This window comes from Caulobacter sp. LARHSG274 (assembly GCF_052871235.1).
In genome coordinates, this window is sequence record NZ_JBIXJO010000001.1 from 338,654 (window position 1) to 351,751 (window position 13,098).

At 69.1% G+C, this 13,098-nt stretch carries 19 protein-coding genes; 15 read left to right on the top strand and 4 right to left on the bottom strand.

Annotated elements, in window-relative coordinates:
• The first annotated feature begins 17 nt into the window (after positions 1–17).
• The 5 genes from ACIPQB_RS01535 (at position 18) to ACIPQB_RS01555 (ending at position 4,424) form a co-directional block, all read left to right on the top strand.
• Positions 18–992, top strand: coding sequence for an NAD(P)H-quinone oxidoreductase (locus tag ACIPQB_RS01535; protein ID WP_446483970.1), 975 nt, complete (start codon positions 18–20; stop codon positions 990–992).
• Positions 989–2,140 carry a 2OG-Fe(II) oxygenase gene (locus tag ACIPQB_RS01540; RefSeq protein ID WP_446483429.1) on the top strand — a complete coding sequence of 384 codons (1,152 nt, stop codon included), beginning with the start codon at positions 989–991 and terminating at the stop codon, positions 2,138–2,140. Before ACIPQB_RS01535 ends, ACIPQB_RS01540 begins: the two co-directional genes overlap by 4 nt.
• A 46-nt stretch (positions 2,141–2,186) precedes the next feature.
• Positions 2,187–2,933 (top strand): DUF72 domain-containing protein, encoded by a 747-nt coding sequence (locus tag ACIPQB_RS01545; RefSeq protein ID WP_446483430.1) that lies wholly within the window; start codon positions 2,187–2,189, stop codon positions 2,931–2,933.
• A 149-nt stretch (positions 2,934–3,082) separates the two neighbouring features.
• Positions 3,083–3,556 carry a RidA family protein gene (locus tag ACIPQB_RS01550; protein ID WP_446483431.1) on the top strand — a complete coding sequence of 158 codons (474 nt, stop codon included), beginning with the start codon at positions 3,083–3,085 and terminating at the stop codon, positions 3,554–3,556.
• Between the two features lie 148 nt (positions 3,557–3,704).
• Complete coding sequence (locus ACIPQB_RS01555) at positions 3,705–4,424, top strand: DUF1013 domain-containing protein (protein ID WP_446483432.1); 720 nt, start codon at positions 3,705–3,707, stop codon at positions 4,422–4,424.
• A gap of 234 nt (positions 4,425–4,658) precedes the next feature.
• Here the strand turns inward: ACIPQB_RS01555 and ACIPQB_RS01560 are convergent, their stop codons facing one another.
• On the bottom strand, positions 4,659–4,832 hold the full coding sequence (locus ACIPQB_RS01560; RefSeq protein ID WP_446483433.1) for a YdcH family protein: 174 nt from the start codon (positions 4,830–4,832) through the stop codon (positions 4,659–4,661).
• A 129-nt stretch (positions 4,833–4,961) separates the two neighbouring features.
• Between ACIPQB_RS01560 and ACIPQB_RS01565 the strand changes: the two genes are divergently transcribed.
• The 5 genes from ACIPQB_RS01565 (at position 4,962) to ACIPQB_RS01585 (ending at position 7,227) form a co-directional block, all read left to right on the top strand.
• Positions 4,962–5,570 (top strand): UbiX family flavin prenyltransferase, encoded by a 609-nt coding sequence (locus tag ACIPQB_RS01565; RefSeq protein WP_446483434.1) that lies wholly within the window; start codon positions 4,962–4,964, stop codon positions 5,568–5,570.
• Between the two features lie 19 nt (positions 5,571–5,589).
• A complete protein-coding gene (locus ACIPQB_RS01570) occupies positions 5,590–6,039 on the top strand; it encodes a TIGR02444 family protein (RefSeq protein ID WP_446483435.1) in 450 nt (149 codons plus the stop codon).
• Between the two features lie 67 nt (positions 6,040–6,106).
• On the top strand, positions 6,107–6,328 hold the full coding sequence (locus tag ACIPQB_RS01575) for a YdcH family protein (protein ID WP_446483436.1): 222 nt from the start codon (positions 6,107–6,109) through the stop codon (positions 6,326–6,328).
• Between the two features lie 247 nt (positions 6,329–6,575).
• Complete coding sequence (locus ACIPQB_RS01580; RefSeq protein WP_446483437.1) at positions 6,576–6,851, top strand: AbrB/MazE/SpoVT family DNA-binding domain-containing protein; 276 nt, start codon at positions 6,576–6,578, stop codon at positions 6,849–6,851.
• The gene (locus ACIPQB_RS01585; protein WP_446483438.1) at positions 6,838–7,227 is read left to right on the top strand and encodes a type II toxin-antitoxin system VapC family toxin; all 390 of its coding nucleotides are present in this window, start codon (positions 6,838–6,840) and stop codon (positions 7,225–7,227) included. The genes ACIPQB_RS01580 and ACIPQB_RS01585 overlap by 14 nt, the downstream gene beginning before the upstream one ends.
• Here ACIPQB_RS01585 and ACIPQB_RS01590 read toward each other — a convergent pair.
• Positions 7,224–8,102, bottom strand: coding sequence for a LysR substrate-binding domain-containing protein (locus ACIPQB_RS01590; RefSeq protein WP_446483439.1), 879 nt, complete (start codon positions 8,100–8,102; stop codon positions 7,224–7,226). The two genes, ACIPQB_RS01585 and ACIPQB_RS01590, sit on opposite strands and share 4 nt — an antisense overlap.
• Before the next feature lie 118 nt (positions 8,103–8,220).
• Between ACIPQB_RS01590 and ACIPQB_RS01595 the strand changes: the two genes are divergently transcribed.
• The gene (locus ACIPQB_RS01595) at positions 8,221–8,943 is read left to right on the top strand and encodes an FMN-dependent NADH-azoreductase (protein WP_446483440.1); all 723 of its coding nucleotides are present in this window, start codon (positions 8,221–8,223) and stop codon (positions 8,941–8,943) included.
• 21 nt (positions 8,944–8,964) lie between these two features.
• Here ACIPQB_RS01595 and ACIPQB_RS01600 read toward each other — a convergent pair whose 3' ends face one another.
• Positions 8,965–9,438, bottom strand: coding sequence for an OsmC family protein (locus tag ACIPQB_RS01600; protein WP_446483441.1), 474 nt, complete (start codon positions 9,436–9,438; stop codon positions 8,965–8,967).
• Positions 9,439–9,506: 68 nt separating this feature from the next.
• On the bottom strand, positions 9,507–10,226 hold the full coding sequence (locus ACIPQB_RS01605; protein ID WP_446483442.1) for a GGDEF domain-containing protein: 720 nt from the start codon (positions 10,224–10,226) through the stop codon (positions 9,507–9,509).
• Positions 10,227–10,465: 239 nt separating this feature from the next.
• On the opposite strand from ACIPQB_RS01605, the gene purE reads away from it, so the two are divergent.
• From purE to ACIPQB_RS01625, 4 genes are all read left to right on the top strand, one after another.
• On the top strand, positions 10,466–10,957 hold the full coding sequence (gene purE, locus ACIPQB_RS01610; RefSeq protein ID WP_446483443.1) for a 5-(carboxyamino)imidazole ribonucleotide mutase: 492 nt from the start codon (positions 10,466–10,468) through the stop codon (positions 10,955–10,957).
• Positions 10,957–12,042 (top strand): 5-(carboxyamino)imidazole ribonucleotide synthase, encoded by a 1,086-nt coding sequence (locus tag ACIPQB_RS01615; protein WP_446483444.1) that lies wholly within the window; start codon positions 10,957–10,959, stop codon positions 12,040–12,042. The genes purE and ACIPQB_RS01615 overlap by 1 nt, the downstream gene beginning before the upstream one ends.
• Positions 12,043–12,150: 108 nt before the next feature.
• Entirely contained in the window at positions 12,151–12,621 is a 471-nt protein-coding gene (locus tag ACIPQB_RS01620; protein ID WP_446483445.1) for a hypothetical protein, read from the top strand.
• A 90-nt stretch (positions 12,622–12,711) separates the two neighbouring features.
• A complete protein-coding gene (locus tag ACIPQB_RS01625; RefSeq protein ID WP_446483446.1) occupies positions 12,712–13,098 on the top strand; it encodes a VOC family protein in 387 nt (128 codons plus the stop codon).

Sequence of the window (13,098 nt, forward strand, 5' to 3'; positions counted from 1 at the left end):
CTCCGCCCATGTCCGACCTGCCGCAGACCATGACCGCCATCGCCATAGAGGGCGGCAAGGGCCCGGCCGACGCCCTGCGCCCGGAGACCGTCACCCGTCCCGAGCCGGGTCCCGGCCAGATCCTGATCCGGGTGCGGGCCGCCGGGGTCAACCGGCCGGACCTGTTGCAGCGCCTGGGCTACTACCCGCCGCCGCCCGGCGCGCCAGCCACCCTGGGCCTGGAGGTCGCCGGCGAGGTGGCGACCGGATCGGGACGTTGGCGAGCCGGCGACAAGGTCTGCGCCCTGCTGGGCGGCGGCGGCTATGCGCAATACGCCGTGGTCGACGCCCGCCACGCCCTGCCGATCCCCGGCGACCTGGATTTCGCCCACGCCGCCGCCCTGCCCGAGACGGTGTTCACCGTCTTCGCCAATGTGTTCGAACATGGCGCGCTCAAGCCTGGCGAGACGCTGCTGATTCATGGCGGGACGTCCGGTATCGGGACAACGGCGATCGCCATGGCCAAGGCTCACGGCGCCCGCGTGATCGCCACCGGCCGCGGGGCCGAAAAGAAGGCCCAGGCCCTGGCCCTGGGCGCCGACATCGCCGTCGACGCCAAGACCGAGGATTTCGCAGCGGTCGCCAGGGCGGCCGGCGGCGTCGACGTGGTGCTCGACATGGTCGGGGCCAGCTATTTCGACCGCAACCTCGACGCCCTGAACCCCGGCGGCCGCATCATCTACATCGCCGCCCTGGCCGGGCCGGTGCTGGAGGTCCCGGTGATGAAGATCATGCAGAAGCGCGCGGTGATCACCGGCTCGACCCTGCGGCCCCGCCCGGCCGATGAAAAGGCGCGGCTGGCGAGCGAGGTCGAACGGGTGGTCTGGCCCTGGATCGCGGCGGGCCAGCTGAAGCCGGTGATCGACGCCACCTTCCCGCTGGGGGAGGCCGCCAAGGCCCATGCTCACCTGGAAGCCGGAGAGCACGTGGGCAAGGTGGTGCTGCTGCCATGATCGTTGGGACCACCGCCGGGGCACTGCCCGGTCCCGCCGTGGGCGAGCCGGCGCCCTGGTTCGTCGCGCGCTCGACCTCCAACCCTCGATTCAGCTTCCACACGACCGCCGGCCGTTATGTCGCCCTCTGTTTTGCGGGCTCCGCCGAACATCCGCTGGCGGCCGCCGCCCTGGCCGAAGTGATGCGGCGGCGAGCGCTGTTTGACGACCTGAAGGCGTCGTTTTTCGGAATCAGCATCGATCCGGCCGACGAGGCCCACCGCCGGGTCGGCGAGAGCTTGCCCGGTCTTCGCTGGTTCTGGGACGTCGACCTGGCCCTCAGCCGACTGTACGGCGCGGCGGCGCACGCCTCCTCGCCGGCCAACCAGACCAAGGACGCGGTGGCCTATCGCCCGTTCTGGCTGGTGCTCGATCCCCAGCTGCGCTGCCTCTTCAAGGCGGCGATCACCGAGACAACCGCGGTGCTCGACTTCATCGCCGCAGCGCCTGACCCCGCGAGCCATGCCGGGATCGACCTGCATGCGCCGGTGCTGATCCTGCCTCGGGTTTTCGAACCGGCTCTTTGCCGCCAACTGATCGATATCCATGAGGCTGAGGGCGGCGAGGCTTCCGGATTCATGCGTGACATCAACGGCCGCACGCGGCTGATCCTCGATCCGTCGCACAAACTGCGCCGCGACCGCGATCTGATCGATCCCGAGATGAAGGCCGCCGTCGCCCGTCGAGTCCGCGAACGGATCGTTCCCGAGGTGGCCAAGGCTTTCCAGTTCCAGGCCAGTCGGATGGAGCGCTATCTGGTCGGCTGCTATGACGCGGCCGAAGGCGGCCACTTCCGGCCGCACCGCGACAACACCACGGCCGGCACCGCCCATCGGCGCTTCGCCGTGACCATCAATCTCAACGCCGAAGACTACGAGGGTGGCGACCTGTCGTTCCCGGAATTCGGCCCGCGACGCTATCGCGCCCCGACCGGCGGCGCGGTGGTGTTCTCATGTTCGCTGCTGCACATGGTCGATCCGATCACCTCCGGCCGGCGCTTCGCTTTTCTGCCGTTCCTGTACGACGAGGCGGCGGCACGCGAACGCGAGGCCCGGAACGCCGAGCTGGGCGAGGAACTGCGGCCCTACGCGGCGGGGCCGCCCGGCTAGAGTCCGCGGCGCTGAACCTCGCCGACAACCTCGGCGTTCAGGAGGCATGCCCCACCCCCGCCCCCGCATCGGCTGTTCCGGCTGGACCTATGACGACTGGAAGGGGCCGTTCTATCCCGAGACGGTGAAGCTGAAGGACCGGCTGGCCTATTATGTCACCCGTTTCGACACCACCGAGATCAACGGCAGCTTCTATCGCCTGCCGTCGGAGAAGGCGGTGGCGTCCTGGGCCGCCCAGGCGCCCGAGGGCTTCCTGTTCGCCTGGAAGGTCTCGCGCTACATCACCCACAACAAGAAGCTGAAGGACTGCGAGGACAGCGTCGACCTGGTGTTCGGCCGCATGAAGCCGCTGGGCGACCATCGCGGTCCGGCCCTGGTGCAGTTGCCGCCGTCGCTGCGCCGCGACGACGAGCGGCTGAAGCGGTTCCTCGGCTGGCTGCCGAAGGGTCAGCCGGTCACGGTCGAGTTCCGCCATGCCAGTTGGTACGACGAGGCGGTCTATGCGGTGCTGCGCGACCATGGCGTCGCCTTCTGCGTCTCCGACCACCACGACGCCCCCTCGCCCTGGCTGGCCACCGCCGACTTCGCCTATGTCCGCGGCCATGGGCCGGGCGGCCATTATCACGGACGCTATTCCGACGCCGAGTTGAAGGCCTGGGCGCAATGGATCGCCGAACAGGCCAAGGCCGGCCGGACGGTGTTCAACTATTTCGACAACGACGTGAAGAGCGCCGCGCCGCAGGACGCCGACAAGCTGATCGCCCTGGTCGGCGGCGGAAACCGGGACGCCTGATCGCCCCGAACAGCGGCGTCGGTGGTTGAAGGACGGGCAGTCGCGCCGGAAACGATCGACGACTGCGCCGGCGAGCCTGGCCCAAGCCCTCTGCCGCCCGCCGCGGCGTATAAGTCCGCATGGGATGTGCGCCCATGCGGAGGATCACGATGAAACCAGTCCTGACGGTGGCGGCCGCCCTGATGCTCCTGCCGATCGCCGCGCGCGCCGAAACCGCGGTCACCCATTTCCCGGCCGCCGGCGCCATGCCGGCGGGCGCGACGACGCCCGGCATGGCGGGGCCGGCGTTCAGCGGCGCGGTGATGGCCGGAGACACGCTCTATGTGTCCGGCACGACCGACATGGACCGGGCCACCGGCAAGCCGCCCGCCGATCCCAAGGACGGCGCCAAGCTGGTGCTCGACAACATCAAGCGCAATGTCGAAGGCGCGGGTCTGACCATGGACGACCTGGTCTGGGTGCAGGTCTTCTGCAGCGACCTGTCCTATTACGGGGCGTTCAACGAGGTATACCGGACCTACTTCAAGGGCCCGCTTCCCGCCCGCGCCTTCCTCGGCGTCGACCATCTGCTGGGCGGCGCGCATTTCGAGGTGATGGGCGTCGCGGTCCGGGCCAAGAAATAGACGCGCAGGCCGGCGCGGTCTTGATCCGGCGATGGATTCCCAAGTCCCTCCCATCCCCCGTTCCCTTTCCGCAAGAACCGCATTATAGCTCCAGGCTGAACATCCCGCCCGGCCGCAAGGTCGGGCGCCGTCATTTCTGGAGGACCGCATGTCCGACATCCTGATGCCCAAGGCGACGGCCGTCTGGCTCGTGGAAAACACGTCGCTGACCTTTGAACAGATCGCCGATTTCTGCGGCCTGCACCCGCTGGAAGTCAGCGGCATCGCCGACGGCGAGGTCGCGCGCGACATTCGCGGCGCCGACCCGATGGGCAACGGCCAGCTGACCCGCGAAGAGCTGGACAAGGCCCAGGCCAACGACAAGTACCGCATGAAGGCCCAGGTCAGCCGCCATGCCGAACTGCTGAAGCCGCAGAAGAAGGCCCCGCGCTACACTCCGGTGTCGCGCCGCCAGGACCGTCCGGACGCCATCGCCTGGTTCCTGCGCCACCACCCCGAGGTGACCGACGCCCAGATCTCCAAGCTCCTGGGCACCACCAAGTCGACCATCGAGCAGGTGCGCAACCGCACCCACTGGAACGCGGCCAACATCAAGCCGGTCGACCCGGTGACCCTGGGCCTGGTCGGCCAGCTGGAACTCGACGCCCTGGTCAAGAAGGCCGCCGAGAAGAAGGCCAAGGACGACCTCAAGAAGGGCATCCTGCCCGAGGACCCGACCCTGCGCCCGGCCGCCGAGACCGGAGCCCTGCCCGACGACCACGACGAGGAAGAGGCCGCGATCCGCAAGGGCCGCATCGAGCCCAAGGCCGAGGACGTGTTCGGCAAGTCGACCTACGTGCCCGACGAGGACGAGGACGACGAGGACTGATCGGCCCGGCGGAAGCCGCAGTGCGTCCTTCGAGGCTCGCCTATGGCTCGCACCTCAGGATGAGGGACTTGGGCGGCTTCTGAATTCCTCATCCTGAGGCGCCCGCACAGCGGGCCTCGAAGGACGCACGGCGCCGCGACCAAGCAAAAGGCCCGTCCTGCTTCCGCCGGACGGGCCTTTTTCGATTTCGGCCTCCTCAAGTCGCCACCGCCTTCGGCGATGACGAAGAGGCGGCTAGTGAAGTCGGGCCCTGAGGCCTTCGATCTCCTCCTTGAGCCTGAGCTTTTGCCGCTTCAGCTCCCGAAGCCGGGTGCTGTCGCTGACGGGACGACGGGTCTCCTCCTGAATCGTGCGGTCGAGGTTCTCATGACGGGATCCAAGCTCGCGGATACGGGATTCGATGGCCATGGCTGTCGGCTCCTTGCTGGTGGAAATCGAAGTCAACACCCGCTGCGCAAAGCTGTCAGATCACATATGATTGCACGCAGGGGCGCTTGACGTTGCGCAGCTTGTTCCCGTGACGGACGAATATTCACCATGCCCGACTTCCAAGCTTCACCGGACAAGCCCCGCTTAGTGGTTGGAATCTCAGGGGCTTCCGGCGTGGTCTATGGCCTGCGGGCCCTGGCCGCCTGCCGCGAGCTGGGGGTCGAAAGCCACCTGGTGTTATCCAAGTCCGCCGTCCTGACCCTGTCGCAAGAAACTGGACTTTCGGTCGTCCAGGTCAACGAAATGGCGGACGTTGTGCATCGTGCGGGCGACATTGGGGCGGCGATCGCCTCGGGGTCGTATCGCACCCTGGGCATGATCGTCGCCCCCTGCTCGGTGCGCACGATGAGCGAGATCGCCACCGGGGTGACGTCCTCGCTGCTGACCCGGGCCGCCGACGTCACGCTGAAGGAACGGCGGCCGCTGGTGCTGATGGTTCGCGAGACGCCGCTGCACCTGGGCCACCTGCGCACCCTGACCAAGCTGGCCGAGATGGGCGCGGTGATCGCCCCGCCGCTGCCGGCGTTCTACGCCAAGCCACAGTCGATCGCCGAGATGGTCGACCAGTCGGTGGGCCGGACCCTCGACCTGTTCGGCCTGTCCTGGCGGCCGGTCCGCCGCTGGGGCGAGGACCTGGCCGCCATCACCGAAGCCTGAAGACCGGAAAGCGACGAACATGCGGCTTTGGCCATGGGCCCTGGAGGTCTACGCACGTCCCGCCGTTGCGCAGGCCTGCCTGTCGCTGCAGGATGGCCATGGCCAGAACGTGCCCTACCTGCTGTGGGCCGCCTGGCGGGCCAGCGAGGGCCGCGGGGCCGACGCCAGGGCGGCCGCCCAGCTGGTCCGCCGTTGGGACGCCGAGGTCGGCGCGCCGCTGCGCAGCGTGCGGCGAGCGATCAAGCCGGCCTGGCCCGGGATCGACGATGCGGCGCGCGAGATCTTCCGCGATGCGGTCAAGGCCGTCGAACTGGACGGCGAAAAGCTGCTGATGGAAAGCCTTGAGGCCCTCAGCGGCGACCCTGGCCCGCCGCTCGACCTGTTTGAGACCCTGCTGGAGGCCGCCCGGGCCTCGGGCGATCCGCCGCGCGACGCCGCCCTGCGGGCCTTGGCCGAGGCCCTGACATGACGGCCTTTACCCGCTGTCAGGCTTTGGTATTTATCACCGCCTCGGGACCCAGCGTGGAGGAGCGTCCATGAACGACGACGATCCTTCGGAAGACAGCGACATCACCCTCGAACGTCGTCTGGCGGCGCTGCGCGAGGAGCACCAGGATCTCGACGACGCCGTCACCGCCCTGGAAGAGCGCCCGCAGCCCGACATGCTGCAGATCGCCCGCCTCAAGCGCCGCAAGCTGGCCCTGAAGGACGAGATCGTGCGGCTTGAGGACATGCTGATGCCGGACATCATCGCCTAGGAGCACGGCTCTAGGCGCTGTGGGCAGTTAGGCGTTTGGCGTGGCGGCGCCGCCCTCGTCCTTCGACAGGCTCAGGATGAAGGCTACTTTACAGGGCGGTTCAGTAGAATTCCTCATCCTGAGCCTGTCGAAGGACGAGGAATTCGGCCCAGGATCGTCAACTGTCCACAGCGCCTAGAAGAGCATTGCAGTTCACCTCCGCCGGACTTATCTTACCTTTGTCTTACCCAAGACGACGGAGGCCGCCTTGGCCAAGCCCAAACCGCTGACCACCACCCTGTCGACGAAGGGGCAGCTCATCCTGCCCCAGGGCATCCGTCGCGACCGGAACTGGGGCCCCGGAACACGGCTCGTGGTCGAGGACACCCCCGACGGCGTGCTCCTGCGAGCGGCGGCGGTTTTCGAACCCACGAAGCCGCAGGACGTCTTTGGATCCCTGCCGTACGCCGGGCCGCCGAAAACGCTTGAGGACATGGAGGCGGGCGTCGCCGCCGAAGCCCGGCGGCGACATGCTGGCGATTGATACCAATGTCGTCGTTCGCTACCTGACCGGCGACCATCCGGAACAATCGGCGGCCGCCCGCGTCGTGATCGACGAGAATGCAGTGTTTGTCGCCACGACCGTTCTGCTCGAGACCGAATGGGTTCTGCGCAGCGTCTACGAATTTTCAAGCCAGGCCTGCGCCGAGGCGCTGACCCGCTTCGCCGGCCTCCCGAACGTGACTTTGGAAGATCCGGCCCGCGCCGCCCGGGCTTTGACGTGGACGGTCGAAGGCCTGGACTTCGCCGACGCGCTCCATCTTGCGGCCGCCGCGGCTTGCGAGGCCTTCGTCAGCTTCGACAAGCGCTTCATCAAAGCCGCCGAGGCGATACACAGTCCGGTGGTGCGCGCCCTCTAAGTCACAACGACCGCCAGCCATTCCCGCAGCGCCGTCACCGCCTCGCCGTCGCGGGCGGCCGGCGGATAGACCAGTTCGAAGCGCCGACCGGCCAGGATCGGGCCGAAGGGCGAAACCAGCAGGCCGCCGGCCAATTCCTCCGCCGCCAGGGTCAGACTGGCCAGCGCCACCCCCTGCCCCGCGACGGCGGCCTGGATGGCGTGGGTGTCGTCAGTGAAGCGCGGCCCGGCCTCGACGTCCAGGTCCGTGCGGCCGGCTTGCCGGACCCAGAGCCGCCAGGTGGGGGTGTCGGGCGTCGGGTGCCGCCACTCGGCATGGATCAGCGACTGGCCGGCCAGGTCGCGCGGCTCGACCAGCCCCAGGCGGGGACTGCACACCGGCGCGAAACGGTCCTCGATCAGCGGCTCGGAGACCAGGCCGGGATAGGGACCCAGGCCATAGCGGATCGCCGCGTCGGCTTCGCCGGCCCTCAGGTCGACGGGATCGTCGGTGGCCAGCAGCCGCAGGTCGAGGTCCGGATGGGCCCGCCGGAAGGCCTCGACCCGGCCGGCCAGGCGCTTGGCGGTGAAGGCCACGGTCGCCGACAGCGTCACCACCCGTCGACCGCCGCGGGGCGCCAGGGCGGCGATCGCCTGGGCGAAGGCGTCGAAGCCATCCGTCAGCACGGGATGCAGGCGCGCGCCGGCGACGGTCAGCGCCACCCGCCGGGGCCCGCGCGTGAACAGGGCCAGGCCCAGATGATCCTCCAGCTGCCGCACCTGATGACTGATCGCCGTCGGGGTCACCGCCAGCTCCTCAGCGGCGCGCTTGAAGCTCAGATGCCGGGCGGCGGCCTCGAAGGCGCGGAGAGCGGACAGGGGCGGCAGGCGGCGCATGCGAGATGATCTCACTTCATCTGTCGCGTGAAAAGTCTGCGTTTGAAGGGAGGCGGTGACCTGGCGCATTGGAAAGCCAACAGATGAGACAGCCTCATCCTTGGAAGATGGAGACCCCATGACCTCGATCCTGCACGTCGATTCCAGCGCCCGGCCGCACGGTTCGGACCAGGCGGCCCACGGCTCCCACACCCGCCGCCTGACCCGTCGCTTCGTCAAACGCTGGCGCGCCGCCCGCCCTGCAACTCCGGTGACCTACCGCGACATCGGCCAGAGCCCGCCCGGGCCGGTGACCGGCGACTGGATCCAAGCCGCCTTCACCCCGCCGGACCAGCGCGAAGCCTGGATGACCCAGGCCTTGGCGCAGAGCGACGCACTGGTGGACGAGCTCCTGGCCGCCGACCTCGTCGTGCTGGGCGCGCCGATGTACAATTTCGGCCCGCCCGCCCAGCTCAAGGCCTGGATCGACAACATCGTCCGGGTGGGCCGCACCTTTGGTTTTGACCGCACGCGCGAAGGCGAGCCCTACTGGCCGCTGCTGACCGACCATCGCAAGACCCTGGTGATCCTCAGCGCGCGGGGCGATCACGGCTACGCGCCCGGCCAGCGCCTGGCCCATGCCAACCACCTGGAAGCCAGCCTCGCCACGCCGTTCGGCTATCTGGGCGTGACGGACGTCCACAGCGTGGCGATAGAGTACGACGAATTCGCCGACGCCCGGCTGGCCGCCTCGATCCTGGCGGCCGAGGCGGCGGTCGACGACTTAGTCGATCGGCTATTGCAGGCGAGGGGCGACGAGCGCGCTCCCGGCGTGACCGGCGCCATCATGGCTCCGGCGTGAAGGCGGAGGAATGCGCCGGGCTTAACCCTCCACCGCCACCGTCGCCTCATGCCCGACCGGGAAGTTCAGCGAGTTGGCCACGAAGCACTTGGCGTTGGCCTCGTGGTGCAGCGCCAGCGCCTTGGCCGGATCCGAGCCCGCCGCGATCGTCACCTGCGGCCGCAGGACGGCGCGCTCGAACCGTCCGCCGCCGGTCTCGTCCTCGACCATCACCCCTTCGGCCTGGTCGCGATAGGCGGTGACCACCACGCCGTTCACCGCGCACAGATGCAGGTACCACAGCTGGTGGCAGGCGCTGATCGAGGCCAGCAGCAGCTCTTCGGGGTTCCAGCGGGCCGGGTCGCCGCGGAAGCTGGGGTCCGACGAGCCGGCGATCGTCGGCTTGCCCTCGACGGCGATCTCGTGGGCCCGTTCGTAGGATCGATAGCCGGCCGTGCCGGCGCCGAGGTTTCCCGTCCAGGTCAGGGTCGTGGCGTAGCGGTGCGACTTGGACATGGGGACTCTCCTGACTCAAAGGGACGGAGGCCCTGTCATGCAATGAGCCGGGGTCGCCGCTCAAGCGGTCAGGCCTCCTTGCGCACCCGCTTCTTCAGCAGCATCGCCGCGTCGGCCTGGGCCAGGGCCGCTTCCGGGTCGGCGCCCGGCTCGATCTCGCGCACGCCGAACGAGATGCGCAGCGGCACCGACCATTCGCCGACCTGCACGGGCGCGTCGCGCACGGCGGCGGCCAGGGCCTCGGCCTTGGCCTGGGCGGTGCGCTGGTCGGCCTGGACCAGCAGCACGGCGAACTCGTCCCCGCCGAGCCGGCCGACCACGTCGGTCTCGCGGACATGGCCCTGCAGGCGCTCGGCCACCGCCCTCAGCGCCGCATCGCCGGCGGCGTGGCCGAAGCGGTCGTTGACCGCCTTGAAGCCGTCGAGGTCGAAGAACACCAGGCTGGCCGGCGAGCCGTAGCGCTGGGCGAAGGCGGCGACCCGCCGGATCTCGCGCAGGAAGGCCCGGCGGTTCAGCACCGGGGCCAGCACGTCGAGGTCGGCCAGGCCCTGGGCCTCGTTCAGCTTGTACTTCAGCCGCCCGACTTCGTTGCGCAGGTCGTCGATCTCGCCCATCAGGGTCTTGAGCGCCGTCTGCACCTGCGGCGTCAGGTCGACCTCGGACAGGCCCAGGAACCCGGCCTTGTCGGCGGCGACGACGGCGCGGGCCACGGCCGGGCCGGCCGCCTCGGTCAGGGCCCGCCGCCGGATCGCGGAGAAGGACTCGGTGCGGGCGCTCGTGATCTTCATGGCGGGCGGGGAATCACTTGTTTGCACAGCTCTGAGCGAAGCTGCGGGCTTCCGTTAACCCTGGCAATGGCGGGCCAACGTGTCGCAGCGTCGCACTGACGCATCGGTCTGCATCGGCCCGCGCGCAGCCAGAGCGAGAACGGGCTTTGGAGCGGGGGTCGCAGCGGCTATAAGCCGGCCGATTCAAGGGCCTATGGGCTCGCCGCGGCTCCTTGGGGCCGTCCAGGAAAATCGTCGCGATGCCCACGACCCCGCCACCTGTCGCCATCGTCATGGGCAGCCGTTCGGACTGGCCGACCCTGAAGAAGGCGGCCGAGGCGCTCGACGCCCTGGGCGTGGCCTATGAGGCCAAGGTCGTCTCGGCCCACCGCACCCCCCAGCGTCTGGTCGAATTCGCCACGGGCGCCCAGGACGCGGGCTACAAGGTGATCATCGCCGGGGCCGGCGGCGCGGCGCATCTGCCGGGCATGGTGGCGTCGATGACCGTGCTGCCGGTGCTCGGCGTGCCGGTGCAGTCCAAGGCCCTGAACGGCCTGGATTCCCTGCTGTCGATCGTCCAGATGCCGGGGGGGATCCCGGTGGGGACCCTGGCGATCGGCGAGGCCGGGGCCCGGAACGCCGGCCTGCTGGCCGCCCAGATCCTGGCCCTGTCGGACGCCGCCCTCGGCCAGCGCCTGCAGGCGTTCCGCGACGCCCAGACCGACGGCGTCGCCGAAAGCGTCGAAGACTGATGGCCGTCTTTCCCCTCCCCCCCGGCTCGACCATCGGCATCCTGGGCGGCGGCCAGCTGGGCCGGATGCTGGCCCTGGCCGCCGCGCGCCTGGGCTTCGACGTGGTCATCCTCGATCCCGAGGAGAACAGCCCGGCCGGCCGCGTCGCCGCCGGCCAGATCGTCGCCCCCTATGACGACCGCTGGGCGCTCAAGCGCCTGGCCGAAAGCTGCGACGTCGTCACCTACGAGTTCGAGAACGTGCCGGCCGCCACCGTCGCCGAGCTGACCGCCCAGGGCGTGCTGGTCGCCCCCGGCGCCAAGGCCCTGGCCGCCGCCCAGGACCGGGTGGTGGAAAAGAGCTTCCTGGCCGAGATCGGCGTCCCGACCGTGGCCTTCGCCGCCGTCGACGACGCGCAGGGCCTGGCCGCCGCCCTCGCCCGGATCGGCGCCCCGTCGCTGCTGAAGACCCGGCGCGAGGGCTATGACGGCAAGGGCCAGGCCTGGATCCAGCGCCCGGCCGAGGCCGCCGCCGCCTTTGACCGGATCGGCCGCCAGCCGGCCATCCTCGAGGCCCCAGCCGACTTCGTACGCGAGCTGTCGGTGATCGCCGCCCGCGGCCGCGACGGCGAGATCGCCTGCTATCCGCTGTCGGACAACCACCACGAGGGCGGCGTCCTGCGCCGCACCAGCGCCCCGGCCAAGGTCAGCCCCGCCACCCGTGACCAGGCCGAGGCCATCGTCGCCAAGATCCTGACTGCGCTCGAATATGTCGGGGTGATCGGCGTGGAGCTGTTCGAGCTGGCCGGCGGCAAGCTGCTGGTCAACGAGTTCGCCCCGCGGGTGCACAACACCGGCCACTGGACCCAGGACGGCTGCGAGGTCGACCAGTTCGAACAGCACATCCGCGCCGTCGCCGGCTGGCCCCTGGGCCCCACCGCCCCGCGGGCCCATGTCGAGATGACCAACCTGCTGGGCCCCGAGGTCGAGGCCTGGGCCCGGCTGGCGGCCGAACCGGAGACCCGCATCCACCTCTACGGCAAGGGCGAGGCCCGGCCGGGACGGAAGATGGGGCATGTGAACCGGTTGCGGGGGTTGAAGGACTAGGCTCACCCATTGCGAACAGTGTCGTCATGGTTGAAAATGGCGATAATTGGCGACAGTTGGCGTCAGGGGGCAGGACGGCAAATGCGAGCGCGTCTCGGAGCGATGGCCATGATCATCGCGCTTTCGATCCTGGCGCCGCCGGCGGCCAGCGCTCGACAGTCTGGCGCGATCGTCGCGGGCCAGATGATCCGAAGTCAATCGACATCGCCAATCGGCGGCTGGCGGGTGTTCTCGGGAGGGATGTATCCCGCGCGCACGACGGCCAACTCCGTGACGACGGAAGTCCATGCGTGCTGTTTCCTCGTTCTGAAGCGGGGCGACGCCTATACGATCGCTCGCACTGAAGCGGTGGAAAAGACAGCTCGTGGCGGGGTCGTCACGGAGCGCGTTCTGGACACCAAGGTCGTCACCAGGGCTCCGTATGAAGAGATCAGCGAGTGCGGGCCGCTTTGGATCGAGCCTGTGCTCAGCTTCAGGGACAAGCGTTCCAGAAGCGTGAGGTCGATTGTCATGACCAACGATGACTACACGGTGATCTCCTGGACGGACCTAGGGAACACCTGCCAATTTCAGGATTGAGGAAGCGTCGCCCTACTTGGAGGCCGACCTTGCCGGTACCGCAGCGCCGAGGCAGGTTTCGCCATAGCTAGAAGGACGGAGGCGATCGACATGGCGGTTCCCGACGGCGCGGAATCGATGCGTCCCTTCCTGCCGTCCAAGGACTTCGAGGTCAGCAAGGCCTTCTACCAGGCGCTCGGCTTCAAGACCCTGCTCGACGGCGAGGTGGCGATCTTCGGGGTGGGGGCCAGCGCCTTCATCCTGCAACGCTATTACCAGCAGGCCTGGGCCGAGAACTGCATGATGCAGCTGATGGTCGACGATCTGGACGCTTGGTGGGCGCACATCCAGGCGCTGGACCTGCCCGGCGCGTTCGGCGTCCAGCCGCCCAAGCCGCCGGCGATGCAGCCGTGGGGCCTGCGCGTGGCCTATGTCTACGATCCGTGCGGGGTGCTATGGCACGTGGCCCAGCGACGTCCGGGCGTGGCGCAGGACTGA

What these genes read in the sequence shown, in the direction of transcription:
- ACIPQB_RS01540 (WP_446483429.1), top strand. Translation starts at nt 989, where the DNA reads ATGATCGTTGGGACCACCGCCGGGGCACTGCCCGGTCCCGCCGTGGGC.
- ACIPQB_RS01545 (WP_446483430.1), top strand. Translation starts at nt 2,187, where the DNA reads ATGCCCCACCCCCGCCCCCGCATCGGCTGTTCCGGCTGGACCTATGAC.
- ACIPQB_RS01550 (WP_446483431.1), top strand. Translation starts at nt 3,083, where the DNA reads ATGAAACCAGTCCTGACGGTGGCGGCCGCCCTGATGCTCCTGCCGATC.
- ACIPQB_RS01555 (WP_446483432.1), top strand. Translation starts at nt 3,705, where the DNA reads ATGTCCGACATCCTGATGCCCAAGGCGACGGCCGTCTGGCTCGTGGAA.
- ACIPQB_RS01560 (WP_446483433.1), bottom strand. Translation starts at nt 4,832, where the DNA reads ATGGCCATCGAATCCCGTATCCGCGAGCTTGGATCCCGTCATGAGAAC.
- ACIPQB_RS01565 (WP_446483434.1), top strand. Translation starts at nt 4,962, where the DNA reads ATGCCCGACTTCCAAGCTTCACCGGACAAGCCCCGCTTAGTGGTTGGA.
- ACIPQB_RS01570 (WP_446483435.1), top strand. Translation starts at nt 5,590, where the DNA reads ATGCGGCTTTGGCCATGGGCCCTGGAGGTCTACGCACGTCCCGCCGTT.
- ACIPQB_RS01575 (WP_446483436.1), top strand. Translation starts at nt 6,107, where the DNA reads ATGAACGACGACGATCCTTCGGAAGACAGCGACATCACCCTCGAACGT.
- ACIPQB_RS01585 (WP_446483438.1), top strand. Translation starts at nt 6,838, where the DNA reads ATGCTGGCGATTGATACCAATGTCGTCGTTCGCTACCTGACCGGCGAC.
- ACIPQB_RS01590 (WP_446483439.1), bottom strand. Translation starts at nt 8,102, where the DNA reads ATGCGCCGCCTGCCGCCCCTGTCCGCTCTCCGCGCCTTCGAGGCCGCC.
- ACIPQB_RS01595 (WP_446483440.1), top strand. Translation starts at nt 8,221, where the DNA reads ATGACCTCGATCCTGCACGTCGATTCCAGCGCCCGGCCGCACGGTTCG.
- ACIPQB_RS01600 (WP_446483441.1), bottom strand. Translation starts at nt 9,438, where the DNA reads ATGTCCAAGTCGCACCGCTACGCCACGACCCTGACCTGGACGGGAAAC.
- ACIPQB_RS01605 (WP_446483442.1), bottom strand. Translation starts at nt 10,226, where the DNA reads ATGAAGATCACGAGCGCCCGCACCGAGTCCTTCTCCGCGATCCGGCGG.
- purE (WP_446483443.1), top strand. Translation starts at nt 10,466, where the DNA reads ATGCCCACGACCCCGCCACCTGTCGCCATCGTCATGGGCAGCCGTTCG.
- ACIPQB_RS01615 (WP_446483444.1), top strand. Translation starts at nt 10,957, where the DNA reads ATGGCCGTCTTTCCCCTCCCCCCCGGCTCGACCATCGGCATCCTGGGC.
- ACIPQB_RS01620 (WP_446483445.1), top strand. Translation starts at nt 12,151, where the DNA reads ATGATCATCGCGCTTTCGATCCTGGCGCCGCCGGCGGCCAGCGCTCGA.
- ACIPQB_RS01625 (WP_446483446.1), top strand. Translation starts at nt 12,712, where the DNA reads ATGGCGGTTCCCGACGGCGCGGAATCGATGCGTCCCTTCCTGCCGTCC.